This is a genomic window from Psychroserpens sp. (assembly GCF_047633235.1).
Lineage (GTDB): Bacteria > Bacteroidota > Bacteroidia > Flavobacteriales > Flavobacteriaceae > Psychroserpens.
The window spans coordinates 1-26,965 of sequence record NZ_JBLIET010000028.1; the positions used below are offsets into that span (position 1 = coordinate 1).

A 26,965-nucleotide genomic window follows, 5' to 3' on the forward strand; every position below is an offset into this window, starting at 1 on the left:
ACAACAACAACAGAGACCAGAACCAAAGCAGAAGGAAGGTGAAACGGTTATTGATAAGATTCCTAATAGAGACTCCTCATCAAATAATAAAGTAGGTGAGTATATCGATTATGAAGATGTTGATTAATGCCATTCTCACATCACCTTAGTTTGATATGATGATTATTCTTTATGTGCGTATTTAAAGTTATTTTAAAAAAAATAACTACTTTTCAAGATCATTCAAATTAATAGTGTTCCATGCAATCTCCATTTAAAAAATTTCTACCCCATTTATTAGTTTTAGTTGGTTTTGTGGTCATTTCGTTGGCTTATTTTAGTCCTGTTTTACAAGGGAAAAAAATATATCAGAGTGATATCATGCATTACATCGGTATGGCTGAGCAACAAAAAGAATTCAAAGCCACTACAGGAGAAGAAACCTATTGGACTAATAGCGCTTTTGGTGGAATGCCGACCTACCAATTAGGCGCGCGATATCCTCATAATTACATCAAGAAATTAGATTCTGTTTTACGATTTTTACCACGTCCAGCAGATTATCTTTTTATATATTTTATAGGGTTTTATATCTTATTACTCTGTCTAAAAGTCGATTATAAACTCGCAGCTTTAGGTGCTTTAGCATTTGGTTTTTCAACCTACCTTATTATTATTTTAGGCGTTGGACATAATAGTAAAGCACATGCCATTGCCTATATGCCACTAGTTCTCGCAGGAATAGTACTCACTTTTAGGCAAAAGTATATTGCAGGTTTTCTATTGACAGCAGTCGCCTTAGGTTTAGAAATTGGTGCTAACCATTTTCAGATGACCTATTATTTAATGTTGTTGGTGCTCGTTTTAGGTATTGCTTATTTAGTGGATGCGTTTAGAAAAAAGATGTTACCACACTTTTTTAAGTCGGTTGGCTTAATGGTTATTGCTTTGATCATAGCTATAGGGCTTAATGCAACCAATATTCTAGCCACTCAAGAGTATGTCAAAGAAAGTACGCGAGGACAAAGTGAACTGACTATAAATCCAGATGGTTCTCCAAAAGAAGTAACGTCTGGTTTGAGTAAAGCTTACATTACAGAGTATAGCTACGGGCTCACAGAAACCTTTAATCTCTATATCCCAAGATTTTTAGGAGGAGGAAGTGGAGAAGATGTTGGTAAGGATTCAGCCATTTATAAGTTTTTTAAAAATATTGGAGCAACTCCTGTACAAGCTTTACAAGAATCTCAGAACTCACCTACATATTGGGGAGAACAAACCATCGTTGAAGCGCCAGCTTATATTGGAGCAGTCATTATATTCTTATTTGTTTTTGCTCTATTTTTGGTAAGAGGTCGCCTAAAATGGTGGCTTGTAGGCGGGACTATTCTATCCCTAATTTTATCTTATGGAGACAGCTTTCCATTTGGTTTTATAACCGACTTCTTTATCGATTATGTGCCTTTATATAATAAATTTAGAGCCGTAAGCTCCATCCAAGTTATTGTGGAATTATGTGTTCCCGTCTTAGCTATTTTTGGATTAGTGAAGTTATTTAATGATTTTGATAAAGAGGAGCATAAACTTAGGGCGCTTAAGATTTCTTTGGCAATAGCAGGAGGTGTAGCATTAATATTCTTATTATTTAAATCTACATTTTTTGAATTCTCAGGAGTTAATGATGGTTACTACAGACAAGCTTATGGAGAATATGGTCAAGGCTATATTGATGCGCTAAGAGAGGATAGAAAAGCATTCTTTACAGAAGATACGCTGCGTACATTGCTATTAGTATTATTATCTGCAGGAACAATATTCTTATTTATAAAGAAGAAAATTTCTGAAACTTTAGTCGTTGGGATTTTCGCTATTTTGATATTATTTGACTTAGTAGGAGTTGATAGACGTTATGTGAATTCAGATAATTTTATTTCTGCTTATAAAGTTGATAAACCGTATCAACCAAATGCTGCAGATTTAGAGATTATGGAAGATAAAGGCTATTTTAGAGTTCTTGATATTTCTACAGAAGGTAGCAGAGCACCAGCCCGAGGTGCCTATTTTCATAATTCATTAAGTGGCTATCACGCAGCAAAATTAAAACGCTTTGATGAATTGTATGATTTTCATATTTCTAAAAATAATATGAACGTCCTTAACATGCTTAACACCAAATATTTTATTGCAGAGGAGCAAGGACAGGTATTTCCTTATGTTAATGAAGATGCTAATGGTAATGCGTGGTTTGTCAGTGAGCTAGAGAAATTAGATTCTGCGAATGCCGAAATTAGAGCATTGGATAGTTTACAAACTTTAATTAAAGCGGTAACTACTGTTTCAGAATTATCGTCTAAACGGTTTAATGTGGACTCTACAGCGACAATAACGCTAACAGCACATCAACCCAACAAGTTGACCTACACCTCAGCAAACTCACATGATGGTTTTGCCATTTTTTCTGAAATGTTCTACGGAAACGGTTGGATAGCAACTATAGGAGAAAATGAAGTACCAATTCAACGTGTAAATTATACACTGAGAGGATTGCAAATACCTGCAGGAACTCATAATATAATATTTAAATTTGAACCTCAAGTGGTACAAACCGGAAGCATGATCGCTCTTGGGAGTTCTGTGGTATTTGGACTGTTATTGATTGCTGGTATTTGGTTAGGGTTTAGGAAGAGAGAAAATAATTAGTTCATTTTTTAGTAAATGAAGAAACAAGTGCTCATCATTACTTACTATTGGCCACCAGCAGGAGGACCAGGTGTTCAGCGATGGTTAAAGTTTGTGAAATACTTACCTGATTTTGGGATTGAACCTATTGTGTATTGTCCAGTAAACCCAAGTTACCCTATTGTTGACAAGAGTTTATTAGCAGAAGTTTCCGCAGATATAAAAATTATAAAGCAACCCATTAGCGAACCTTATCGTTTTGCTAATCTATTGTCAAAAAAGGATGCTAAGCAGATTAGTTCTGGTGTTATTCCGAAGACAAAAAAGCAAAGTGTCGTGCAACGATTGTTGTTGTATGTAAGAGGTAATTTCTTTATTCCCGATGCGCGTAAAAATTGGGTAAAACCTTCTGTAGAATTTCTTTCAGATTATATTAAAGATAACAATATTGAAACTGTAGTTACGACTGGACCACCACATAGTTTACATTTAATAGGTCTACAATTAAAAGAACAACTAGGCGTTAAGTGGCTTGCAGATTTTAGAGATCCTTGGACAACGATTGGCTACCATAAGGCTCTAAAACTGTCGAAATCTTCCGCAGAAAAACATAAAGTCTTAGAAGCACTAGTATTACAATCTGCAAACCAAATTATAGTCACCAGTGAAAACACAAAAAAAGAATTTTTAGCTAAAACAAAACAGCCTATAACCGTTATCACTAACGGTTATGATGCTCATAAGATTGAGCGACCCAAAAAAGACGAAAAGTTCACCTTAGCGCATATAGGCTCCTTATTATCTGAAAGAAACCCAAAGCAATTATGGGATGCTTTGAGTGAGCTTATTGTTGAGAATGAAGATTTCCGAAGTACATTTCAGTTAAAATTAATAGGTGTTGTGAGTGAGGATGTTTTGAAAACATTAAAAGACTTTAAAATAGAAACTTACATTCATAATATAGGTTACGTTACTCATCAGGAAGCCATAAAAGCGCAAATGGAGTCGCGCGTGTTATTAATGGTTGAAATAGATTCTGCAGATACTAAGGTTATTATTCCAGGTAAATTATATGAATATATGGCATCAGGAACTCCAATTATAGCTGTGGGTCCAAAAGATTCTGATGTAGAAACAATACTAAAGTCTACAAATACGGGACACTATTTTTATTACACCGACAAGAAAGATATGAAGTCACAAATTTTATTGTATTTTGAAGCTTATAAAGCTAATACTTTGGCTGTAAATGCGATTGGATTAGAACAGTATAGTAGAAAGTCGCTTAGCCAAAAACTTTCAGAAGTATTAAAAGAGGAGTCTTAAAATCGCACTAATGACATTGAAATTTGTAGTTTTTTGGAATTTGGAATTTAATTTTTTGCAAGTTTAAGTTTATGGGAATTGTCATTCATCAATCCTTGCGAAACACAATTACAACCTATTTAGGGTTTATTTTAGGTGCCATCAGCGCACTCTTTCTATATACTAATTTTATAAGTGTTGAATATTACGGACTCGTTGCATACATACTCTCTGCAGCCAATATTATGATGCCACTAATGGCTTTTGGAACTCATAATACAATTGTGAAATTTTACTCTACTTTTAAAACTAAAAACTCACTCAACAGTTTCTTAACTCTAATGCTTTTTTTGCCCATCGTGCTCTCAATACCTTTGGCTTTTATTGGTTACATAGCTTATGATACCATTGCAGATTTCCTGACTACAAAAAACGAAATTGTTAGAGGCTACCTTTGGTATATTTTTCTTACTGCGTTATCTATGGCTTATTTTGAGGTTTTCTATGCTTGGATGAAAGTACAAATGCAAACTGTTTTTGGTAATTTCATGAAAGAGGTGTTTCATCGTGTAGGTGCCATGCTACTGTTGTTTGCAGTCTATTTTAAATGTATAGATGTTGATCAATTTATGCTAGGCATTGTTGGTGTTTATATACTAAGAGCGCTAATTATGATGCTCTATTCATTTAGCAGAAGGCTTCCCGTATTTAGATTTAGTAAAATTGATAAGTTGAGTACGATATTAAAGTACTCGTCACTTATTATCATAGCAGGTTCAATTGCCACTATCATCTTAGATCTCGATAAGTTTATGCTTAATAATTATATTGAAATTGAACAAGTAGCGTATTATAGCGTTGCAGTTTTTATAGCCACAGTGATTGCCGTTCCACAGCGTGCAATGCATCAAATTTTATTACCGCTTACAGCTCAGTTTTTAAATGAAAAGAATAAGGAAGCTCTTAAAGATTTATACCAACGAAGTTCATTAACCCTATACGTAATTAGTGGTTTCATTTTTTTGCTAATTGTTTTAAATATCAATCAGCTGTATGTGATTATTCCTTCGGAATTTAGTGGTGGATTAATTGTCGTATTTCTCATAAGTATTGCTAAATTATACGACAATCTTCTGGGAAATAATAATGCGATATTGTTCAATAGTGACTATTATAGAATGGTATTGGTTTTTGGTGTTATTTTAGCAGTTTTGGCAATTATTCTTAATATGATATTAATCCCAATGTATGGAATTAATGGTGCTGGACTAGCGACCTTCATCGCTATTGTGATATACAATACGATTAAAGTCCTTTTTGTACAGCAAAAATTTAATATGCTTCCATTTACTTCGGAAACATTAAAAGTCACAATACTTTTGATGTTTTTAGTGATTGGGTTCTACTTTTGGGAATTTCCGTTTAATGCCTATTTGAATATTTTCCTGAAGTCTCTTGCCATTGGAGTTGTCTACGTCATTATCATATATAAACTTAACGTTTCCGGAGATATTTCTGCAGTCATAAGAAAATACTTGAGGTTGAAAAGATAAATACACCATCGATTTGTTTCGATATGAAAGCTGCAATGGTAGAAAATAAAGTGAATTAAAATCTCTTAGTATATAAATTAAAGGGCCGTGAGTTTCTGCCAGAACTGCGATAATCTCAGTGTAACAACTTTATAAATAAAAAGAGGTCTACTTCTATTTCGTCAAGCTAAGCGACCAGGCGATAATTAATCTGAAAAGATACATACTTACTTTTTTGGATATTCATGAGAAAGTCCCATAAGGTGCTTTGAGGCGAACTCTTATGGGACAATCTACTAACCAACCAAAATTTTAATACTGTTATGAACGTGATCTTGTTCTATTTGTTCTAGAACTTGTTCCTTTAGAAGATGTTCTTGAACTTGATTTTTTTACTTGTGACTGACTTTGACTTCTTTTGTTATTAGATATACGAGTAGTTTTTGCTTTTGGTTTTCTTATACTCGTATTTTTATTAACCGCTCTAGGTGTCGCTTTAGTATTAGACACAGTTCTAGATGATTTAGTCACATTTCTAGTTCTAGGTGTTATACTTGTATCGTTACCTTTTTTTCGAGGGGTTCTAATGTTTCTTGGTGTCGATACATTTCCTTGATTTCTAGGTGTTGATGTTGTAACTCTATTATCTCTAGCCGTTCTTGGAGTCGAAGATAAATGTCTATCTCCTGTTCGTCTTGGTGTCGTTGTAGCTATTCTATCTCCACGTCTTGGAGAGGCTTCTTGTCTATAACGGTTATTAACTGCTGAACCTCTACGACCAGTTGTAGCCAGCGTACCTCGTCTGCTATTTCTTCTAACCTCTTGTCTGTAGTTATCTCTATAAGGCCTGTAATATGTATGTCTAACAGGCGTATAGAATTGTCTATAAGGTCTTGCATATACGATACAGAAATTTACTTGTGGTATTACATAATATGTGTGCCATGGTCTAAAAACGTAAGCTCTATTATACATGTTAATAAAACCTGTGTGATGAGAGAACATTCTATTGCTGTTGTAGTGTACATATAATCCTCCTAATCTATTGATACGTCCAAAAGAATTATAGTTAATATTAATATTACCAATTTGAGTCACACGACCAAAATAATCATAAAAAACTGCTGTATTTTCAATTTGGATAATTGCTCCAAAATCGTCATACTGTATGTATGGGTTATAATCATATCCAGAGTTAAAACTTATAGATGCACCTGGTGTATTGATTCCAATATTCACATCTGGACCATAATTCTGCATGAAGAAATCAAATTGTCCATCAGGAAAAACCGAAAATTCGACTCGACCTTCTACAAATATGAAAGAATTACCATAACCTCTAACATCGTTTTTTGATGTATTCGTTTCTAACGTGTTTGTGGTTGCTGCGTTTACCGTTGTTCCTACTAAGAGCAAAAGGGTAAAAAGGGATATTAATTTTTTCATAATTGTAAGGGTATTTTGATTACAGTATGTATAAGTCAATTAGCGTGCCAAAAAACAATAATAATATTTAAGCACTTGAAGGCTAGTTTTTTATGTAAAAATATAAATTCACTTATATACATTTTAGTAAAAATAATTAATTTGTTGAATTACAAAACAGACTCTTTTATAAAGATGAAAACCTTATAGGTATCCATACTATAAAAGGATCATATTAAAATGCCTTTTGATTTTGATTTAGATCTAATGCGTCAAGAATACAATGCATTGCAGCTAAAAGATTTTGAGTATTACAATATCATTCAATTAAGAGGAATTACTCATATTATTGATCCATAACTACCTGTTCCTGAATCTGTAGACGATTATGCAGACGGTTCCTAGATAAATGGGTTAGACATGCACGACTTAAGTAGATTACGCTATTTAAAAAATATTATCGATTCTTTTCGTGAAATAACAACTGTAACTTTAGTGAAACTAATTCGTTTGGCACCAACTTCAGAAGTTAAAGAACATAATGATCGAATCCTTGGCTTAGAAATAGAGAGATCTGTAATACAATTAACTACACGAATTATAAAATAAGAAGGAAGTCAGATTTTATTTGACTACTACTGTAGATATGAAACCAGAGGAATGCTGGTATTTGAAATTAACGGACAAACATCATGTCGTAAACAATTTAATTAGAGCCTGTTAACATCAATATTGATATGATTCCTAATGATGAAATTAGAATGCTTATTGAATAAGTAACTCGGTAATACAGAGATTTAAATTAAAAATCCCGAAGGTTTGGGGAAACGCTTCGAGATTTTATATAGGTTCAAAGTTGTATGAATAACTAATAAAAAAATTAATATTTAATTGTTGTGCTTTTTTGTTTCTTTTGCTTCTTTTCTTCACCATTTTTACGATAGTAATAAAAATCATCATCGAAGTTTTCATTAAGACCTTCGTTAGAATGAGACCCATTATTTTGGTTTCCATCATATCCTGATCCAACGCCACAGTTAAGATTTGCATTATTATAGTTAACGATACCTGTTAAGTGTATGATTTTTCCCCAACGGTTGTAGTTTACTTTTAAACCGCCTACTTGACGAAGTAATCCACGGCGTTGGTAGCTTATATATATAGATCCAGCGCGTTTAATTTGACCTTCTCGATTATAATTGATAAATACATTTCCAATTCTTCGAACCTTACCATTACTATTATGTGTAATTATTACACCTCTTGGTCTTGGCGAAACGTAATGAACTCTATTCACTGTTCCTGGAGCTCCATAAGTTGTATTTACTGAGTGTCTTCTCGTTCGCGATGATCTGTAATACGTTTCTGAGACGTTATTTTGGATTTCTGTATTGAAATCGAAACTTCCATCAGGAAAGATCATAAATTCTACACCTCGTTCAAGAAACACTATAGGTTCTGCAAAACGATAGCGTGCATTGTTTAAATCTTCCCCATTACTAACAACAATTCCTGTTGTAGTTGCTTGTGCAGATGTTAATCCAATTAACAAAGCTGCCAAATAAAGTACTTGCTTTTTCATAATTACAGGTTATTAGATTTAGTCTTATTTCTAACTCGTTTAGAAATTTTAGACTTACGCTATTTGTTATGATTAACCAATTTGCGTGCCAAAATACATAGTTAATTGATAATTAGTATTTTGTAATTAATTCATGAAGTATTTAAGAGCTTGTTTTTTCATGGAAATCTAGAGAAACTCATTTTTTTTATTACTTTTATAGAACTAACCAGTCTATCAATATGACAAATCAATCTTTAGAGACAATAGAAGAATTTTCACAATGTCAAAATTGTGAATCTACTCTAAAGGAGCAATATGATTTTTGTCCCAATTGCGGACAAAAAACAAATGATGAACTTACCATTGGTGTTTTATTCTACAACACGATAAGCAACTATTTTTCTTTTGATGCTCGGTTTTTAAAGAGTTTTATCCCACTCTTATTTAAGCCAGGCTTTTTGGCGAAAAAATTTTTAGAAGGTAAACGCTTGCTGTATTTACATCCAGCACAGATGTATCTGTTTATCTCAGTAGTCTTCTTTTTTATATTCTCATTCACTGTTCGCAATCAAGCAGAAATTGTAAATAGAGAAATAAGAGAATCCTTTAACGAAACGGAAGCTGTGGTTTTAAAAGATTCTGCAGCGCAAAGAAAAGTGGACTCGATTAATAAAATAGTAAAACACGAAAGCGATTCTATTGCTCGAAGTGAAGTTAGAAAAGTTTTAGAGGATAACAAATGGCTCGCAGGTGTTGATCAAAAAGAAATAGATTCTTTAATCGCTCGTGATGATTTTAGTAAAAATGACGGCATGAACTTTAATTTTGGTGGGACAGAATTAGACTCGTTAATTAAAGTTAATGCCCCTGATGACGAGTTGTATAAGTCGATGGGATTAGAGGATGATGATGGTTGGTTCACAAAAAAAATGTATGCTCAAGCTTTAAAGTTTTATAAAGCACGAGATGGAGGCAGTATATTAAAAGCTTTCTATGATACGATTCCAATAGCACTTTTCTTTTTACTGCCAATATTTGCATTTATTTTAAAAATCTTATTTTATAATAAGGGTCGTTATGCGCATCATTTGGTGTTTAGCTTTTATTATTTTTCATTCTTGTTTACTGTTTTCAGTATCATTTTTGGAGTTAATCTCTTTTGGGAAATACCAAACGGAATTGATTTTCTTATTGCGCTTTCAACTTTTGTGTATCTCTTTATAGCACTTAAACGATTTTACGGTCAAGGTTGGTTCTTGAGTTTCTTTAAAAGCGGTGTAGCTACGTTTACTTTTATGTTAATGGTAATACCAATAGCAGCTGTAATAATTGGACTACTGTCATTTATGTTTTATTAGAAGAAGCGTGCCAAATTGGAACATTTAAAAAAGCAGAAAGTGTTTCAGCATCTGCTGTCACACCTTTTAAATTAACATGATCTATGACATTCAAACGGTTAGAATCGTCAAGAACTAAGTTGAGTTCAAAACTCTTAAAGCTACTATCTTTATCAGTCACTACTTCTCCAATTATTTGAAGAGCGATTATAGATGAAAGCGCTTTATTATTTTTAGAATTCTTAGTCTTGTCTTTGCAAAACCCTTTATACTCTTATCAAAAACTATTGGCATGAAAAAGCTACGAAATAAAAATACCGTTCCAATAGTCCAAAATAAAAATCAAATGACTACAAACCAATGGTCTAATAAAAAACCGAAACTCTTATATACGTTGTATTTGTAAATACCAATGGCTAGTAAAATAAATGACCCCAAGCCAAAAACACTACAAAATAAGTCGTAACCAAGCGATGGCTTAAATGATATTTTATGATTAGAATTTTGATGTAAAACCTGAGTTTCAAAATTAGAACCGCCTTTAATTATAGGGCTTACAGATACGGTTTTTTGATACGATCAGATTCTATGAAATTCAAAATATTATATTTTATCTTTTAAGTATGCTCCAGTAATAGATTTCTTATTCTTAACAATCTCTTCAGGAGTTCCTTGCGCCATAAGTTGACCACCACGAATTCCGCCTTCAGGGCCTAAATCAATAATATAGTCGGCACATTTAATTAAATCAAGATTGTGTTCAATCACAATTATAGAATGTCCTTTTTCAATTAGTGCTTGAAAAGATTTTAGCAATTTTTTAATATCGTGAAAGTGAAGTCCCGTTGTGGGTTCATCAAAAATAAATAGCGCATTATCACTTTTAGATCCTTTCCCTAGGAAAGAAGCCAGTTTAATACGTTGAGCTTCACCACCAGATAGGGTAGAAGAACTCTGTCCTAAAGCAACATAACCCAGGCCAACATCTTGAAGTGGTTGTAGCTTATTCTTGATTTTTGTGACATTATGTGTATCAAAAAATGCGATAGCATCATCAATAGTCATGGTCAGAATATCATCAATATTTTTACCTTCAAAGGCTACTTCAAGAACATCTTTTTTGAAACGCTTTCCATTACAGGTCTCACAAGTTAAGTGCACATCTGCCATAAATTGCATCTCAATGGTCACTTCACCATCGCCTTTGCAAGTTTCACATCGTCCGCCATCAACATTAAAACTAAAATGTTTGGCTTGGTAGTTTCTAATTGCACTTAATTTTTGTTTAGCAAATAAGGCTCTAATATCATCATAAGCCTTAATATATGTCACAGGATTAGAACGCGATGAGCGACCAATTGGATTTTGATCTACGAATTCAATGTGTTTTATATTTTTAAAATTTCCTTTAAGTTCTGTGAATTGCCCAGGTTTGTCACCAAAACCAGTTAGTTTTTTTTGAATTGCGGGAAATAGTATTTTCTTGATTAATGTACTTTTTCCACTACCCGAAACTCCTGTAATTACAGTAAGCATTTCTAAAGGAAACGTTGCGTTAATATTTTGAAGATTGTTTTCTCTAGCTCCTATAACTTCAACTTGATATTTGCTGGTTCTTCGTTTCTTTGGAAGTTCAATTTTCAATGTTTCATTTAAATATTGAGCTGTTAACGAGTTAGATTTTAAAATGTCTTTAAACGTTCCTGTGGCAACTACCTCTCCACCAAGAGTTCCTGCTTCTGGACCAATATCAATGATTTCATCTGCAGCTTTCATGATATCCTCGTCATGTTCTACTACGATAACTGTATTTCCTAAATCACGAAGTGCAATCAATACCTTTATTAATTTCTCTGTGTCTTTGGGATGTAAACCAATACTGGGCTCATCTAGAATATACATTGAGCCAACTAAGCTGCTTCCTAGAGATGTTGCGAGATTAATACGTTGGCTTTCACCACCAGAAAGCGTATTTGATTTTCTGTTGAGTGTCAAATAATCTAAACCAACATTACTCAAAAAGGCAAGCCTGTTACCAATTTCTGTTAATAACCGTTTGGCAATCGTTTTATCGTGAGCATCAAGCTTTAATTGTTTAAAAAATAGGGCGAGTTCATCTAAAGGCATTTCTACTAAATCGGTAATAGTAACATTAGCAACCTTAACATAGTTGGCTTCATCACGTAAACGCTTGCCTTTACAAACGGTACATTTTGTTTTTCCGCGATAGCGAGATAACATGACACGATTTTGAATTTTATAGGCTTTTGATTCTAATTCTGCAAAAAACGAATTAAGACCTTCAAAGTATTGGTTACCTTCCCAAATGAGTTGTTTTTGTGCTTTAGATAATTCAAAAAATGGTTTATGTATTGGAAAATCAAACTTGTGAGAATTGTTTACCAATTGATCACGATACCAGCCCATACTGTCTCCTCTCCAAGGAAAAATGGCATTTTCATAAACAGATAATCCTGTATTTGGAATCACTAAGTCATCATCTATTCCAATTACATCGCCATAGCCTTCACATTTTGGACAAGCGCCATAAGGATTATTAAAACTGAACAAATGCGGATTTGGTTCAAGAAAGATCATTCCATCCAGTTCAAATTTATTATTGAATTCTGTACGTTTATTATTTGAGAGCGATTCTATGATAGATGTTCCGTTACCTTCAAAGAACGCCGTTTCAATAGCATCTGCTAATCTGTTATAAAAATCTTCTTCGTGCTTTACTACAATACGATCAACAACGAGAAAAATATTTTCTTTCAAGTCTTTTTCTGCGGCATCATCAATTCGTAACACCTCTTCTTTATATTGAACTCTGGCATAACCTTGTTGTTTTAGAACATTGAGTTTATCTAGCATTGTACGTCCTTCTTCTAAAATAATAGGAGAGAGCAGTAATAATTTTTCACGTTCATCAAATGATTTTACGAAATCTAGAACATCTTTTGTACGGTGTTTTTTGACTAAATCACCAGAAATAGGTGAGTAGGTTTTTCCAATCCTTGCGAATAATAATTTGAGATAGTCATATATTTCGGTTGTTGTTCCTACCGTAGAACGTGGGTTTGTACTATTTACTTTTTGTTCTATTGCAATTGCAGGAGCAATACCTTTAATAACATCCACCTTTGGTTTGTTGAGGCGTCCTAAAAATTGACGTGCATAACTAGATAAACTTTCAACGTAACGGCGTTGACCCTCTGCATACAAGGTGTCAAAAGCTAAACTAGACTTTCCAGAACCAGATAAACCAGTGATGACTACTAATTTATTTCTTGGTATTACAACATCAATATTTTTTAGGTTGTGCAATTTTGCACCTTTTATGATGATATTTTCTTTTGGATTAAGGTCTAGAATATTAGTGCTCATAGGTGTTTTGGCGAATAAGAAAGTGTAAAGATAAGTCTTTTATAGGTCCCTAAAAAATGGATTATTGTTCAATACTATTTTAAAGTTTGGTCATTTTTTTTTGGAATTACGAAATGATTATTGTTATATTTGAGCCTAAATAATTAAAACATAGCGCTTATACCATAAGATTACTTTAAAAAATTAACCCCAAGCTAAGATTAAATTCTTTGCCATTAAAGTAATTATTATGAGACACGAACTTATCACAGACGCTGTTTTAGTTAAGAACTACATGAATGGAGACGAAAGCGCTCTTTCTGTACTTATCCAAAGACACAAACAAAGAATTTACAGTTTTATTTATTCAAAGGTTTTTGACAGAGATATCACTGAAGATATTTTTCAGGATGCTTTTATCAAGGTTATTAAGAATTTGAAACTCGGAAAGTATAACGAAGAAGGTAAATTTTTACCTTGGGTGATGCGTATATCTCATAATTTGGTGATAGACCATTTCCGTAGAAATAATAGAATGCCAAAATTTGATAATTCTGGAGATTTTAATATTTTTTCTGTACTAGGTGATCCATCGTTAAATGCTGAAAAACAATTAATCAAGGACCAAGTAGAATGCGACTTAAGACGTCTTATTCAAGAACTGCCAGAAGACCAAAAGGAGGTTTTGGTAATGCGTATATACAAGGATATGAGTTTTAAAGAAATTTCAGAACGTACAGGTGTGAGCATTAATACTGCATTGGGAAGAATGCGTTATGCACTCATTAATTTAAGAAAGGTCATTGATCAAAATAATATCATTTTAACAAATTGATATAATAAAGGAAGTTTTATTACGTTAATAAGAATATAACAAATTAAAAAACGTAAAATGGCAAAACTTTACTCAGAATGTCTTAAAAAACAAAACAGTCTAAATCCAAAAGAAGAAACAGTAAATTTTCTTTTGAATTACAGCAAAGCTTTAAGTGTTATACATTGCAATAATTTGAAGTTTGAAGCACTTCTAAATTAAATTTAAGAAAGTCCCGTTCTGTTAGTCTTCGGGACTTTTTTTTATTTCTATATGGTTGCTGAATTTTCCATAGTAGAACCATCACTCTCTATTTATACTAAAACTGGGTTCCCTTTTTTACTTAAAATTATTTCTTCTTTTTAGCATAATACTCCTTCAATACCGAAGCGCGACCAATCGTTTTTGTAATCACATCTTTGTCTAAATCCCAAGCTCTAGCAGGCGAGTATTCTCGTCCGTACCAAATAATTTGGAGATGAAGATCATTCCAAACATCTTCTGGAAATAGTCGTTTTGCGTCCCTTTCTGTTTGCACTACGTTTTTTCCATTAGTAAGGTTCCAACGATACATTAATCTATGAATATGAGTATCTACAGGAAAAGTAGGAATTCCAAAGGATTGTGCTAAAACAACTGCAGCAGTTTTATGGCCAACAGCGGGCAACTCCTCCAAATCTTCATAAGTCTTCGGAACTTTACCATCATGCTTATCAATTAAAATATGTGACAAGCCATAAATACCTTTACTTTTCATTGGAGATAATCCTACGGGTTTTATAATTTCTCGAATCTCTTCAACAGATAATTTAATCATATCATAAGGATTATCTGCTTTTGCATATAAAAGAGGTGTGATTTTATTAACGCGAACATCTGTGCTTTGTGCAGATAGTAACACCGCAATTAATAACGTATATGGATCTTTATGATCTAATGGTACAGGAATCGTCGGATACAGTTCTTTTAACGTATTAATAACAAATTCTACCTTTTCTTGCTTGGTCATAAGTCGTATTTTTACTAAAATCAAAGTTAACAATTATGACACAATTAAAAGCAGGAGATCAAGCTCCAAATTTTTCAGCACAAGATGAACAAGGAAATACAATTTCTTTAGGAGATTACAAAGGGAAAAAGTTGGTTGTTTTCTTTTATCCAAAGGCAAGTACTCCAGGTTGTACAACAGAAGCATGTAATTTAAATGATAATTATGAACGCTTTCAGGCTCAAGGTTATGAGATTCTAGGAGTTAGTGCAGATAGTGCTAAGCGTCAATTTAATTTTAAAACTAAATACGGATTTCATTACCCATTATTAGCAGATGAAGATAAGTCTGTTATTGAAGCTTTTGGGGTATGGGGACCAAAGAAATTTATGGGAAAAGAATATGATGGCATCCATAGAACTACTTTTGTAATTGACGAAAAAGGTGTTATTGAAGATGTTATTTCTAAAGTGAAAACAAAAGAGCATACTGCACAGATTTTGACAGACTAGACCTTTTGGTCTTAAATCGAGACAATTATCTAGTTTTAATATTTCAGTATTGAAATAAATATAAAACTATATAAACGTAAAAAACCACATGAAAATCATGTGGTTTTTTTTCAAAATTTTAGATTACTTTCCTAAATAAGCTTGTTCTGTTTCACAACCAAAAAGGCTTTTTTCTTTAATGAGATTAGAGACACCTTCTGGTAACATGTTTTCCCATCCGTCATCACCTTTTGCAATCATCTTTAATACAGTTCTTGAAAATATAGACAATGTAGATTCATCATAATGTGTAATATCCACAACCTTACCATTATATTTAAAGAACTTGTAAAGTTCTTTCATTCGTGGATGTACTTTTAAATTTTCGCTATCTGTTAAAGATCCATCTTCATTTTTCATTGGATATAAGTAGACTCTTAAATCTTTGTAAAATAACTTCCCAAAGGCTTCTAAAATACCACCACTTAAATGACGATAATATTTCTCATCAAAGATGTCAACCAAATTATTAACTCCCATTGCTAGTCCCATACGAGCTCTTGTATATTGAGAGAAGTATTCAACAAGTTTATAATACTCTTGAAAGTTTGAAATCAACACTGTTTGTCCTAAAGAACATAACAATTTTGCACGATCCATAAAATCTTGCTCGTCAATTTCCCCTTCTGCACGAAGATTAGATAATGTGATTTCAAAAATTACTTGAGTATTATCAATATCTACTTTATTTTCTTTAATGAACATTTCATAAGATTTCTTATACATGTCCATATTAACCTTGGTTACTGGTCTAAAACTGCCACGTAACGCCAATAGATTCTTTTTGTAAAGCACTCTTGCGGGTAAAACGTTATTACCGTCTGGAGCAAACATGACAGCGTCTGTCATACCGTTTTTAACTAGCTGTAAACTCATTAAACGATTATCAATATCTTCAAAAACAGGTCCAGTAAAATTGATGGTATCAATTTCTATTTGATCTTTATCTAAGTGATCATATAAATAGCGTAATAGTTTTTTAGGCTCATTATATTTATAAAATGCGCCATAAATTAGGTTAGTACCTAAAACACCTAAAGTTTCTTGTTGTAATCTAGCATCTGTTTCTTTAAATCTAAGATGCAAAACAATTTCGTTATAGCCTTGATCTGGATCTACTTGATATTTGATTCCTACCCAACCATGTCCTTTATATTTCTTTGCAAAGTCAATAGTGGCAACTGTATTTGCATAGGCAAAAAACATTTTATGTGGATGCGCTTCTCTTAAAATACGCTCTTCAACTAAATTAACCTCGTGGTCTAACATTTTTCGAAGTCGAGCTTCTGTTACATAACGCTTGTCATCTTCAATACCATAAATAGCATCACTAAAGGCTTTGTCATAAGCAGACATTGCTTTTGCAATAGTACCAGATCCACCTCCAGCTCTAAAAAACTGACGAACAGTTTCTTGCCCTGCGCCAATTTCTGCGAAGGTTCCGTAAATATTTTCATTTAAATTGATACGCAAACATTTCGTCCTCAGCGACGGAATCTCATCAAAATCTTTATCTCCTTTTAAGGTTATTTCCATTTTTCACTCTGGGTTTTGTCAACCTTACAAAGGTATCAAAATAGAAGGTCAAACTAAAAAAATTAGTTTTATTTTTGTCATAAATAATATTAATATTGAAAGTAACATTTTTGGGTACTGGGACATCGCAGGGAATTCCAGTTATCGGTAGTGATCACCCTGTTTGTATGAGTACTAATCTAAAAGATAAACGATTGCGTGTGTCTGTTTTGATAGAGTGGGATGATTTTACCTATATAATTGATTGCGGTCCAGATTTTAGACAACAGATGCTCACAGCCAATTGTAGTAGGATTGATGGTATCGTTTTTACTCATGAACATGCAGATCATACTGCGGGATTGGATGATATTCGTCCGTTTTATTTTCGCCAAGGAGCTATTCCGTTTTATGCGCATAAGCGTGTTCTAGGTGAGTTGGCTAAGCGTTTTGACTATATTTTTACTACAAAAGATAAATATCCTGGTGTTCCTAGCGTGATTCAGCATGAAATAAAAAATGAATCTTTTTCCCTAGGAAATTTGCAAGTCATGCCAATTAACGGCTACCATTATAAACTTCAGGTTTTCGGATTTCGTTTCGGGGATTTCGCATATCTCACAGATATGAAAACTGTAGCAGACGAAGAAGTTGAAAAACTCAAAGGTGTAAAGGTTCTCGTTGTAAACGCATTGCGAGAAAAAGAGCATATGTCACATTTCAATTTAAAAGAAGCGCTTGATTTTATTGATAAAATAAAGCCAGAGACTGCTTATTTAACTCATATTAGTCATTATTTAGGTTTTCACGATGTTGTGCAACAAACATTGCCAGAGAACGTTTATTTAGCCTATGATAACTTAAAAATAGAATTATAACACATGAATTGATCATGTTAAAAGTATAATCGTTTAAGAAAATTATTAATAGCGAGCACCATGTGACCGCAAAAAAAAACAATAACTTACACAGATGAAGCAAAGACTTTTTATGTACCTGTTTATATTCACGTTATTACTCGTGATTTTCCAATTTGTAAACGCAAAAAATATTATTGAGAGTTATGATCAGAAACTTACAAAATATATGGAGAAGAATTCACAATTAGAGGATTCTATTCGTTTTATGGAAGATAATAAAGCGACAGATTTGTATGCGTTTAAGTTTGATACCAATGACGATGCGATGACGTATTGGGAAAATGATGGATACCGTATCTCAGAATTTGTGCCTTTTATAAAAGATGAACTTATGAGTCTCAATATTTATGATACCGAAGACCATCCTCTTGTGCCTTATGCTTCAATGACAGAAAACAAAATGCTTATTGATCAAATACGAATGATTAACCACAAATGGATTGTCGCAAGTTTCACAGATGGAACATATTGGGGAGAAATGGTTCTTGGGTACGATATTGAAGATAAAAAGAATTTAAAGTTTAAGGTGATTGCCTCTATATTGTATCAACCTTAATAAAAGGCACATTAAATTACTACTGTTTTTTCTTTCAACCATTGGTCTCTGGTAATACTAAATACCTTGAATTTATCGACTTGCTTTTCTAAAGTCATACCGTTTTTAATGGCAACAATTTCAGAACCAATATTGTCTACATGCATCATTGATATGAGATTATTTGAGAATTCATGTTCAAAATTAAAATCCCTACATTTTATAGCAGCTTCTTGAGCATAGCCTTTTCTCCAGAATTTTGGTAGGATAGAGTAACCAACTTCGAAACGTTCTTCGTCTTCTACAGTTTGGATAAGTAATCCTGCTTGTCCAATAAAATCACCTGTTTGTTTATCTATAAGCGCGTTCATACCTCCAAGATTATTCTCATATCTATGAAATGCTTTTTTGAACCAATAATTACATTGTTCAGTTTGTGACAAACCATCGGGCATGCCTAGAAATTTAGCAACAGTATGTTCTTTAAATAAAGGAAACCAAACGTCATAGTCCTCTTTAGTGACCAATCTAAATTCTAAACGTTCTGTTTTTTCGCCTGTGAGGAGGTAGTTCAATTATTTTATAATTTTAAAAGACTCAATAAAAGTATCTATTCTTTTGTCTGGTATACCAAGGTATGTAATTGTATAGACACGATTGTCTATTTTGAAAATTTCACCTAAAATCATACCTTCGATTCCCTTAATTGCTGGGTTTTCTTTTGGTTGAAACACAAAATAAATACCTTTTAGATCACCATTATTTACAGATGCTTTAAAATCTAATTCAAAATTACTAGCCATGGCATAAGAATAATTAGTGACTGCTTGGTCTAAAAATTGTTCGTTTGGCATTGCTTTGATCATTTCTCCTGGATGATCGAAATATTCTATTGAAAATATTTTATTAGGACCTAGGGTTGATTTATAAGCAAAAACTTCAAATTCATCTATTCCAATTTTATTGTCTTGAATGCTTAAATTTGGCTTGGTAGGGAATTTTGCATAGAATTTCCCCATTTTAGACGCATAAGCACCAGAAGTTGTTTTATAAACATCACTATCATTCTTACATGATAGCATTACCAATAAGAAGGTTACAATAAAAAGTTTAAGTTTCATACTATTATATTCTTGTCTCTAACCAACTTTTAAGTTCATAAAAGTTTTTTGGTGCAACACCGTGACCAACAGGGAATTCTGAATATGTATTTTTTATATGAAGCTTATCTAAAAATTCAGGTGCTTTTCTTGCCCAATCTGCAGGAATTACTTGATCTGCACTTCCGTGGGAACAGTAAAAGTCTAAATGGGAATAGTCTTTGTTTTCTAAATTATCTTCTAGCATATCTTCACTAATGTATCCGCTTAAAGCGATGATATTCTTAATTTTTTTTGGGTAGGTGAGTGCCACAGCATAACTTAAAATGGTACCTTGACTAAATCCTAAAAGGGTCACATTATTCTTATTTACAGGATACTCTGCACAGGCCTCATCAATGAATTGTGCAATTTTATCTCTTGATTCCAAAGCTTGTTCAACATCATTCCATTTGTTTTGTTGTGCATCAAAATTTATAGCATACCAAGCATTTCCATAAGGTTGTATTTGGTAAGGCGCTCTAACAGAAATAATAAATAATTCTTCTGGTAGTTCTTGAGCGAACGAAAATAAATCGTTCTCATCGCTTCCATAACCATGGCACATAATAAGTAATGGTGCTTTTTCTTTTAGAGATGACGGTCTGGTAGTGTGGTGTAATTCTAAACTCATAAATTAGTTTCCGATAGATGAAAATAGTTTTTGAAAGAATGGTCCTAATATTGGAACTTCACTCATTTTTTTTCCAACAGCTCCAAGAATTCCGTAGATAAAAAGAACAATAAAGAAAATCCAAAATGATGTGGAAATCATCCAACTATCAAAAGCACCTATAAAATAGCCCAATAACATTTGAAGTAACCACAAACCTAAGGCTTGGCGAATATGAAAAGAGACTAATGGGTTTTTCTGGTCACGATTCATATAAAATGCAATGAGCGTTCCGATAATAGTGATATAGGCAACAATAGCTAAACTATCATTGTCTTTTTCTAATTTATGTTGCATGTAACTTATTTTAAAATCAATTGATTATTAGAGATAATTCCGTGCACGATGCCTTTAAGTTCTTGGTCTAAAAACATAGAGTTTTTTGATGTGGATATAATGTTTTCCGAAGAGAAACGATATATTTCATTGGGATTAAATAATGCCAAGTTAGCCTCGTTTCCAACAGCAATAGGTGCGTTTTTAACTTTAAAACGTTCTTTGCCTTTTGTGAGTAATTCAATAGTCTTTTTTATTGTAAATATAGAATTTAAGGCTCCAAAGGCACTTTCTAAACCAATAGTTCCATATGTTGCATAATCAAATTCTATCTTTTTATGCTCAATATCTAGTGGATTGTGATCACTTGTTACCATATCTATAGTACCATCTTTAAGTGCATCGATTAGTGCATCGATATCGGTTCGAGTTCTCAGAGGAGGCAATACTTTAAAGTTGGTTTCAAACGATATCAAGTTGTCGTCAGTAAACATCAAATTATGAATGGCAACGCTACATGTCACATCCAATTTTTTGAGTTTTGCAGCTCTAATCAGTTCAGCCGATTTTGCTGTAGATATGGTTGGTATGTGAAGTTTGCCTTCTGTGTATTCTAAAATAAATAAGTCTCTAGCGATTTGCAATTCTTCGGCTAAAGCAGGGTTTCCTTTTAAGCCCAAAGATGTACTCGTTATATTTTCATTCATGACGCCTAATCCTGTGATTTTTGATTCCTGAGGAAATGAGCAGACTAAACCACCAAAATTGCTAGCATATTGTAATGCAACCTTCATTAAATTTGGGTTTTCAATAGGCTTTTGATAGTCATAAAAGGCCACTGCTCCGGCAGAGGTCATATCATACATTTCTGCTAAATCAATCCCTACACTACGTTTCGTTAAAGCACCAATTGGTAATAAATTGACAGCGTGATTAGCCGATTTAGATTTTAAAAACGAAATATCTGCATAACTATCAATTACAGGATTTGTATTTGAATTCACAGCAACAGAAGTAAATCCAGAGTATGCTGCAGTTTTGAGTCCATTTTCTATAGTTTCACGTTCTTCAAAACCAGGTTCTCCAAAACTTACAGAACTATCAAACCATCCTTGTGACACGTGTAGACCATCTAATTTGATTTCTTTGTAATTTTTAGGGTTTTGAATGCCTTTTGAAATTTGAGAAATCAAGCCCTTTTTAATTAGAATATCAACGGTTTGATTGTGAAAATCGCTTTTAGGATCAACTATAGTGGCAGATTTTACAAGTACGTTCATTTTAGAAATTTTAAGATGAGCATTTCAATAATTAAGAAAATCACTGCAAAAATAACAAACCATTTCCATAGTTCGTTAACATTCGTAGCACTTTTAATATCACTTATCGCAGATGCTACTGTAGTATTCAAACTCATATTATTAATAGTTTGGATATCAAAATAGTTCAGATTACTTTCTTTACGATCAAAATTAAAACTTAAATTTTTAAGAAAAGCATCTTTATTTTTGACAGAAACAATACCAGCAATATTAGGATATGTATTAGTGATCAGCTCTACCTTATTATCATAAGTTTGCTGTAGTGGTATCACAGAGTTCTCTCCATTAACTAAAGTTAGAATGTCGTCTTGTTGCAACTGTGTGGCAATATCAATCGTGTTTTCTACTCCAATGGTATAGAATAAATCACCTGTTTTTAAACTTTGTTTTCCAATATTATACAGTATAGGAACTATTAAAGGAGAGTTTTTGAAATTTGAATTTTCACTTTCTAGTGCTGCCGAAAAACGATAAGTATTACCGCTTTGAGCAAGAAAGGATGTACCATCGTCAAAACTTAAAATGGAAGATACTGAGTTAGTTGCATTTGAATAAAACCCATTTACTTTAGGGTATTGGAAGTTAGAAACACGTTTATCAAAAACATTAGTTAATAAAGGATGTGAATAATTAATGCTTGTAATTTTCTTTTCTACGGCGTTTAATCTATCAAAACTCGATAATCCATACCCATTAAAAAGCTGATTATAATTAGCTATCCTTATATCACTTGATGGAATCACTAAAAGTTTACCACCATTATCTGTAAAGGACTTTAACGCAGTTCCAAGAGAATTTGGGATATCCATCAGCTCATTTAAGATGATTAAATTTTGTTGATCTAAGGAGTTATAATTTAGTGCGTTAAAGTTTGAAGCGGTATATTGAAATTCATCACTTGTATAAATTTTTTGTAGAAATGTATCTTCAGCTTCATTTATAGCTAATACATTGATTTTTTCTCGTTGGTCAATATTAAAATATAAGGTATTATCATATTGAAGATTACTATCATCGATTACGAGTTTTCCATTAAATATAGAATTAGTAGGTATTGTAAAACGTGTTGTCGCGTCGTTTGTAATATCAACTGCAGTTTTGGCAATAAGTTTAGCATCGTTAAATAAAGACACAGGTAAAGTCTCAATGGCATTACCTTGATTCTTGATAATAACGGTAAGTTCTAAATTTTCAACAGTTGTTTTAGAAATATAAACGCTGTCGATAGCAATATTGTTTTGGTTTGACGGTTGGAGCTGGACTAGTTTAATAGCAATCAAACTATCCTTTGTAGCTGTAATACTCTGGTTTTTTTGTTGAAAATCTGATATGAGTACTAAATTTTTAATTGAGCTATTATCACTAGAAAACAGTTTTTTTCCTTTCAAGACAACTGCGTCATAAGCCAATTGGTTGGGAGAGTGTTTTAATTGGATGAGATCATTCTTAATAGCTTTAATACTCGTTTTAGTGAAATTAGCATCATTGGTAAAAAGTGAGATTTTTTCATTTTCATCAATGTTTTCAATTATATCTTGAATAGCAGTATTAAGTAAACTCCCGTTAATACTTGGTGATTGCATACTAAACGAATTGTCAAGGTAGATTACGGTTTCGCTTTTTGTATTAAAACGATCAGAGTTCGAAATGTAAGGTTGTGCAAAAGCTATAATGACGCCTGCGAACAATAGCATTCTTGTTATTAAGATGAGCCATTTTTTGATTTGTGAGCTTTTGCGAGTTTGTAGTGTGAGTTCTTTTAAAAATTTAACATTAGTAAATGGAACACTCTTAAATTTTCTAAGCTGAAATAAGTGAACAATAATAGGGATGATGAGCAGGAGTAAAGCGTAAAGAAGTTCTGGATGTTTAAACTGCATTCCTGTTTTTGGGATTGTTGTTGTTAAAGTTCAAATATAGAAAATGATGTGGGATTTGTGGGTTTTGCTTTTGAGAAATTTAACACATACTTTTTTTAATGGAAATTATTTTCAACAAAATAAAAAATAATCAATCATACTCAACATCTTCTGTATGTTAAAATATGCTTTAATTTCTAGTTGAGCTTTTGTGTTTGCAACGTTTACAATACATTGAGGGTTCTCCAAAATCTTCAAATGTTCGAAACTATAGAGTAACTCATCATAAATATGTTTACCTATTTTTTTGGGATTATCGCAAATCCAGACAAACGGTATTTGTTTTTTCTGTAGAAGCTGAGCTACTTTTTTTCCTTTTTGGCCTGCTCCCCAAATTGTTAAGGGTCTTGAAGCATCATAATTAAGCTCTAAAAAATAATCGACTTTAAGTTCTAGAAAATGATTTTCGGCATAATGCTCGTCTGTACGTGAGGCTCTGGTGCTATAATCTCTCCAGTGATGCAAAACAGACGAACTTGGAATACAGCTCATTTTATTTTTGTAAAACCGAAAGGCCAAATCATAATCTTCAGGATAACGATTTGGTGAAAAAGCGCCACATAGATTAAAATCATCACGATGCATCATCCAACAAGGTGAAGGAATGACGCACTCTTTATAAATTTCAGAATAGTTTTTGCCTTTTTGTGTCAATGCGTTTAACCAGGATTCATATCTAGCATAACCGTCACCAATACCACCCTCACAAAAATAACTCACAAGACCTAATGAAACATGCTGTTTACCGTGAGTTTGTAAATCGTGAAGCATAATACCTAACTTATCTGGATGCATAATATCATCGCTGTCCATTCTTGTAATGTATGCGCCTTTACTTTTCGAATACGCTAAACGCAAGGCTTCAATAATACCTTGACCTGAATTATTTAGCAATTTTATGCGTTTATCTATTTCCGCGAAAGCGAGAACACATTCGTAGCTTTCATCTGTGGAGTGATCATCCACAATTAGCAATTCCCAATTAGTATAGCGTTGATTAATTACAGAATCTATGCACTCTGTTAAATACTTTGACGTATTTTTAAAAGGTGTGAGGATGCTGACTAAAGGATTCTGCATATTACAAAAATACCATTTTAACAAAACCTTAGCTATATTAGTGGTAACAGATTGTAGTTTTGTACGTCAAAAATAAAACTAATTACTATACATGAAACATATCTTATCAACTTTTACTATTGGCGCTTTGCTTTTATCTTGTGGAGGTTCAAAATCTGCGGTTAATGATTTAGCAACTGCTAATCCAATTTCAACTTCAATTAATTTATCTTCTGTAGTAGAAGATAGGGCTCCTGTAATTATAAATCCCGGGCGATTTGTTACAGAAACAGTGACTTATAGACTACCAAAAGTAGTACAAGGCACCTACTCAATAAGTGATTTTGGAAAATATATAGATGACTTCACAGCTATTGATTACGACGGGAATGACATGCAGACGACACGAGTAGATGATAATACTTGGACGATCGCTAATGCTACAAAACTTGATAAAATTGAGTATTTGGTTAATGATACTTTTGATCAAGAATCTGTAGGTGGCATTGGGGGAGAAATACCATTTTCGCCATCAGGAACAAATATAGAGCCAGATAATTACGTATTGAACTTGCATGGTTTTATTGGATATTTTGATTCTTTAAAAAACGCACAATATACTTTAGATGTTACGGCACCAGCAAGTTTTGTGCGCACATCTGCTTTGCAAAATACCAACACGAAATCTAGTAGTGATGGTACTCAAATTACATCCTCTTATTTTGCACCACGTTATTTTGATATTACAGATAATCCAATGATGTATGGTAAGTTGGATGTTGAAGAATTTATGGTAGGAGATATCAAAATTGTATTAAGTGTGTATTCTCCAAATAATGTGCATACAGCTGCCAGCATGAAAGAGACTGTTTATAGAATGATGGAAGCTCAAAAAGCGTATTTAGGAGATGTTAATGCGACGCCTCGTTATGATATTTATTTGTATTTATCAGATGGAAGTGAAGGTTCTCCTAAAGGATTTGGTGCTTTAGAACATCATACATCTACAGTTGTAGTACTTATGGAACAATCTACCAAAGAACAATTAGCAGCATCTATGGTTGATGTAGTTGCTCATGAATTTTTTCATATTGTAACACCATTGTCTGTACATTCTGAGGATGTGCACTACTTTGATTATTACGAGCCAACATTTTCAAAACATTTATGGATGTACGAAGGTGTGACAGAGTATTTTGCACAACACTTTCAAGTGTATGAAGGTTTAGTTGATCCTGAAACATTTTATAGTACTATGAATCAAAAGATTGGTATTTCTATGAGTATGGATGATACTATGAGTTTTACGACAATGAGTGAGAATGTTATTGATCAACCTTATGCAGCTAATTATGGTAATGTATATCAAAAAGGAGCTTTAATTGGGATGTGTATTGATATTTTAATGCGTGAAGAGAGTAATGGTAACAGAAGTATGTTATCTCTTATGAAGGAGTTGTCTGCTAAATATGGAAAAGAAAAACCCTTTGTTGATGATAATCTTATTGACGAGATTACTGCAATGACATATCCATCTGTAGGTGAATTTTTAAATACACATGTAGTTGGAATAACTCCGATCAATTATGAGAAATTCTTCGAAAAAGTAGGTTTAAGTTATAAAGAAGCACGAGTTGAGACGAATTATATTCAAGATGGAAGAGGATTTATATTTGATGGAGACCGTGAAAAAATGGTGATTTTCTTTTCCGAAGGTGTAAAAAACAATAGTTTTTGGGCAGATCAAGGAGTGTTGCCAGGTGATGTTATTAAAACTATAAATGGAAATGCACTCACTATGCAAAATGCTCAAGCCATGATTGGTGGTATGTACCAATGGCAACCAGGACAAGATATTAATGTAGTACTTGACCGAGATGGGAAAGAAATGATTATAGAAACGGTATTGACACAATCTTTTACGATGTCTAATAAATTAGTAGAATCAGAAAATGCCACTGCTATACAAATAGAAACTAGACAATCTTGGTTAAAAGGTTAATCAATATCTAAAGTAGCCCATAAAAAGCTGATAGACATTACAATATTTATCAGCTTTTTTTGTTT

Annotated in this window: 23 protein-coding genes; 10 read left to right on the top strand and 13 right to left on the bottom strand. The window is 32.9% G+C overall.

All coding sequences use genetic code 11. The features are described from left to right. Window positions 1-240 precede the first annotated feature (240 nt). From ACJAZK_RS10120 to ACJAZK_RS10130, 3 genes are all read left to right on the top strand, one after another. Window positions 241-2,679 carry a YfhO family protein gene (locus tag ACJAZK_RS10120; protein ID WP_415223844.1) on the top strand — a complete coding sequence of 813 codons (2,439 nt, stop codon included), beginning with the start codon at window positions 241-243 and terminating at the stop codon, window positions 2,677-2,679. Window positions 2,680-2,694: 15 nt separating this feature from the next. Beyond that, window positions 2,695-3,984 carry a glycosyltransferase family 4 protein gene (locus ACJAZK_RS10125; protein ID WP_415223845.1) on the top strand — a complete coding sequence of 430 codons (1,290 nt, stop codon included), beginning with the start codon at window positions 2,695-2,697 and terminating at the stop codon, window positions 3,982-3,984. A 71-nt stretch (window positions 3,985-4,055) separates the two neighbouring features. Further along, complete coding sequence (locus ACJAZK_RS10130) at window positions 4,056-5,516, top strand: polysaccharide biosynthesis C-terminal domain-containing protein (protein ID WP_415223846.1); 1,461 nt, start codon at window positions 4,056-4,058, stop codon at window positions 5,514-5,516. Between the two features lie 300 nt (window positions 5,517-5,816). Here ACJAZK_RS10130 and ACJAZK_RS10135 read toward each other — a convergent pair whose 3' ends face one another. Together ACJAZK_RS10135 and ACJAZK_RS10140 are read right to left on the bottom strand one after the other, a co-directional pair. Continuing rightward, a complete protein-coding gene (locus ACJAZK_RS10135) occupies window positions 5,817-6,941 on the bottom strand; it encodes a hypothetical protein (RefSeq protein WP_415223847.1) in 1,125 nt (374 codons plus the stop codon). A gap of 859 nt (window positions 6,942-7,800) precedes the next feature. Continuing rightward, the gene (locus ACJAZK_RS10140; protein ID WP_415223848.1) at window positions 7,801-8,502 is read right to left on the bottom strand and encodes a hypothetical protein; all 702 of its coding nucleotides are present in this window, start codon (window positions 8,500-8,502) and stop codon (window positions 7,801-7,803) included. A gap of 221 nt (window positions 8,503-8,723) precedes the next feature. Between ACJAZK_RS10140 and ACJAZK_RS10145 the strand changes: the two genes are divergently transcribed. Then, window positions 8,724-9,842 carry a DUF3667 domain-containing protein gene (locus ACJAZK_RS10145; RefSeq protein WP_415223849.1) on the top strand — a complete coding sequence of 373 codons (1,119 nt, stop codon included), beginning with the start codon at window positions 8,724-8,726 and terminating at the stop codon, window positions 9,840-9,842. Here the strand turns inward: ACJAZK_RS10145 and ACJAZK_RS10150 are convergent. After that, window positions 9,829-10,002 carry a hypothetical protein gene (locus tag ACJAZK_RS10150; RefSeq protein ID WP_415223850.1) on the bottom strand — a complete coding sequence of 58 codons (174 nt, stop codon included), beginning with the start codon at window positions 10,000-10,002 and terminating at the stop codon, window positions 9,829-9,831. The genes ACJAZK_RS10145 and ACJAZK_RS10150 overlap by 14 nt on opposite strands. 422 nt (window positions 10,003-10,424) lie before the next feature. Continuing rightward, window positions 10,425-13,208, bottom strand: coding sequence for an excinuclease ABC subunit UvrA (gene uvrA / locus ACJAZK_RS10155; RefSeq protein WP_415223851.1), 2,784 nt, complete (start codon window positions 13,206-13,208; stop codon window positions 10,425-10,427). Window positions 13,209-13,437: 229 nt separating this feature from the next. On the opposite strand from uvrA, the gene ACJAZK_RS10160 reads away from it, so the two are divergent. Both ACJAZK_RS10160 and ACJAZK_RS10165 read left to right on the top strand, forming a co-directional pair. Then, a complete protein-coding gene (locus tag ACJAZK_RS10160; RefSeq protein ID WP_415223852.1) occupies window positions 13,438-14,022 on the top strand; it encodes an RNA polymerase sigma factor in 585 nt (194 codons plus the stop codon). A 57-nt stretch (window positions 14,023-14,079) separates the two neighbouring features. After that, window positions 14,080-14,223 (top strand): hypothetical protein, encoded by a 144-nt coding sequence (locus tag ACJAZK_RS10165; protein ID WP_415223853.1) that lies wholly within the window; start codon window positions 14,080-14,082, stop codon window positions 14,221-14,223. A 127-nt stretch (window positions 14,224-14,350) separates the two neighbouring features. On the opposite strand, the gene ACJAZK_RS10170 is transcribed toward ACJAZK_RS10165, so the two are convergent. Further along, window positions 14,351-15,010 (bottom strand): endonuclease III domain-containing protein, encoded by a 660-nt coding sequence (locus ACJAZK_RS10170; RefSeq protein ID WP_415223854.1) that lies wholly within the window; start codon window positions 15,008-15,010, stop codon window positions 14,351-14,353. A gap of 35 nt (window positions 15,011-15,045) precedes the next feature. On the opposite strand from ACJAZK_RS10170, the gene bcp reads away from it, so the two are divergent. Beyond that, window positions 15,046-15,501 carry a thioredoxin-dependent thiol peroxidase gene (bcp, locus tag ACJAZK_RS10175; protein WP_415223855.1) on the top strand — a complete coding sequence of 152 codons (456 nt, stop codon included), beginning with the start codon at window positions 15,046-15,048 and terminating at the stop codon, window positions 15,499-15,501. Window positions 15,502-15,624: 123 nt separating this feature from the next. On the opposite strand, the gene ACJAZK_RS10180 is transcribed toward bcp, so the two are convergent. Beyond that, window positions 15,625-17,076, bottom strand: a complete 1,452-nt coding sequence (locus tag ACJAZK_RS10180; RefSeq protein WP_415223856.1) for a TonB-dependent receptor — start codon at window positions 17,074-17,076, stop codon at window positions 15,625-15,627. Window positions 17,077-17,171: 95 nt separating this feature from the next. Here ACJAZK_RS10180 and ACJAZK_RS10185 point away from each other — a divergent pair, with 95 nt between their 5' ends. Next, entirely contained in the window at window positions 17,172-17,933 is a 762-nt protein-coding gene (locus tag ACJAZK_RS10185) for an MBL fold metallo-hydrolase (protein ID WP_415223857.1), read from the top strand. A 94-nt stretch (window positions 17,934-18,027) separates the two neighbouring features. Continuing rightward, a complete protein-coding gene (locus ACJAZK_RS10190) occupies window positions 18,028-18,531 on the top strand; it encodes a hydrolase (protein ID WP_415223858.1) in 504 nt (167 codons plus the stop codon). 11 nt (window positions 18,532-18,542) lie between these two features. Here the strand turns inward: ACJAZK_RS10190 and ACJAZK_RS10195 are convergent, their stop codons facing one another. From ACJAZK_RS10195 to ACJAZK_RS10225, 7 genes are all read right to left on the bottom strand, one after another. Then, window positions 18,543-19,085, bottom strand: coding sequence for a GNAT family N-acetyltransferase (locus tag ACJAZK_RS10195; RefSeq protein ID WP_415223859.1), 543 nt, complete (start codon window positions 19,083-19,085; stop codon window positions 18,543-18,545). Continuing rightward, window positions 19,086-19,631, bottom strand: a complete 546-nt coding sequence (locus ACJAZK_RS10200) for a hypothetical protein (protein WP_415223860.1) — start codon at window positions 19,629-19,631, stop codon at window positions 19,086-19,088. A gap of 4 nt (window positions 19,632-19,635) precedes the next feature. Continuing rightward, the gene (locus ACJAZK_RS10205) at window positions 19,636-20,283 is read right to left on the bottom strand and encodes an alpha/beta hydrolase (protein WP_415223861.1); all 648 of its coding nucleotides are present in this window, start codon (window positions 20,281-20,283) and stop codon (window positions 19,636-19,638) included. A gap of 3 nt (window positions 20,284-20,286) precedes the next feature. Next, on the bottom strand, window positions 20,287-20,619 hold the full coding sequence (locus tag ACJAZK_RS10210) for a membrane protein (RefSeq protein ID WP_028871279.1): 333 nt from the start codon (window positions 20,617-20,619) through the stop codon (window positions 20,287-20,289). Window positions 20,620-20,624: 5 nt separating this feature from the next. Then, complete coding sequence (locus ACJAZK_RS10215; protein ID WP_415223862.1) at window positions 20,625-21,878, bottom strand: dihydroorotase; 1,254 nt, start codon at window positions 21,876-21,878, stop codon at window positions 20,625-20,627. Further along, window positions 21,875-23,800: a BatA domain-containing protein gene (locus tag ACJAZK_RS10220; RefSeq protein ID WP_415223863.1), complete on the bottom strand. Its 1,926-nt coding sequence runs from the start codon at window positions 23,798-23,800 to the stop codon at window positions 21,875-21,877. The genes ACJAZK_RS10215 and ACJAZK_RS10220 overlap by 4 nt, the downstream gene beginning before the upstream one ends. A 111-nt stretch (window positions 23,801-23,911) precedes the next feature. Beyond that, window positions 23,912-24,919: a glycosyltransferase family 2 protein gene (locus ACJAZK_RS10225; protein WP_415223864.1), complete on the bottom strand. Its 1,008-nt coding sequence runs from the start codon at window positions 24,917-24,919 to the stop codon at window positions 23,912-23,914. A 91-nt stretch (window positions 24,920-25,010) separates the two neighbouring features. Here ACJAZK_RS10225 and ACJAZK_RS10230 point away from each other — a divergent pair, with 91 nt between their 5' ends. After that, window positions 25,011-26,900 carry a peptidase M61 gene (locus ACJAZK_RS10230; RefSeq protein WP_415223865.1) on the top strand — a complete coding sequence of 630 codons (1,890 nt, stop codon included), beginning with the start codon at window positions 25,011-25,013 and terminating at the stop codon, window positions 26,898-26,900. Window positions 26,901-26,965 lie beyond the last annotated feature (65 nt).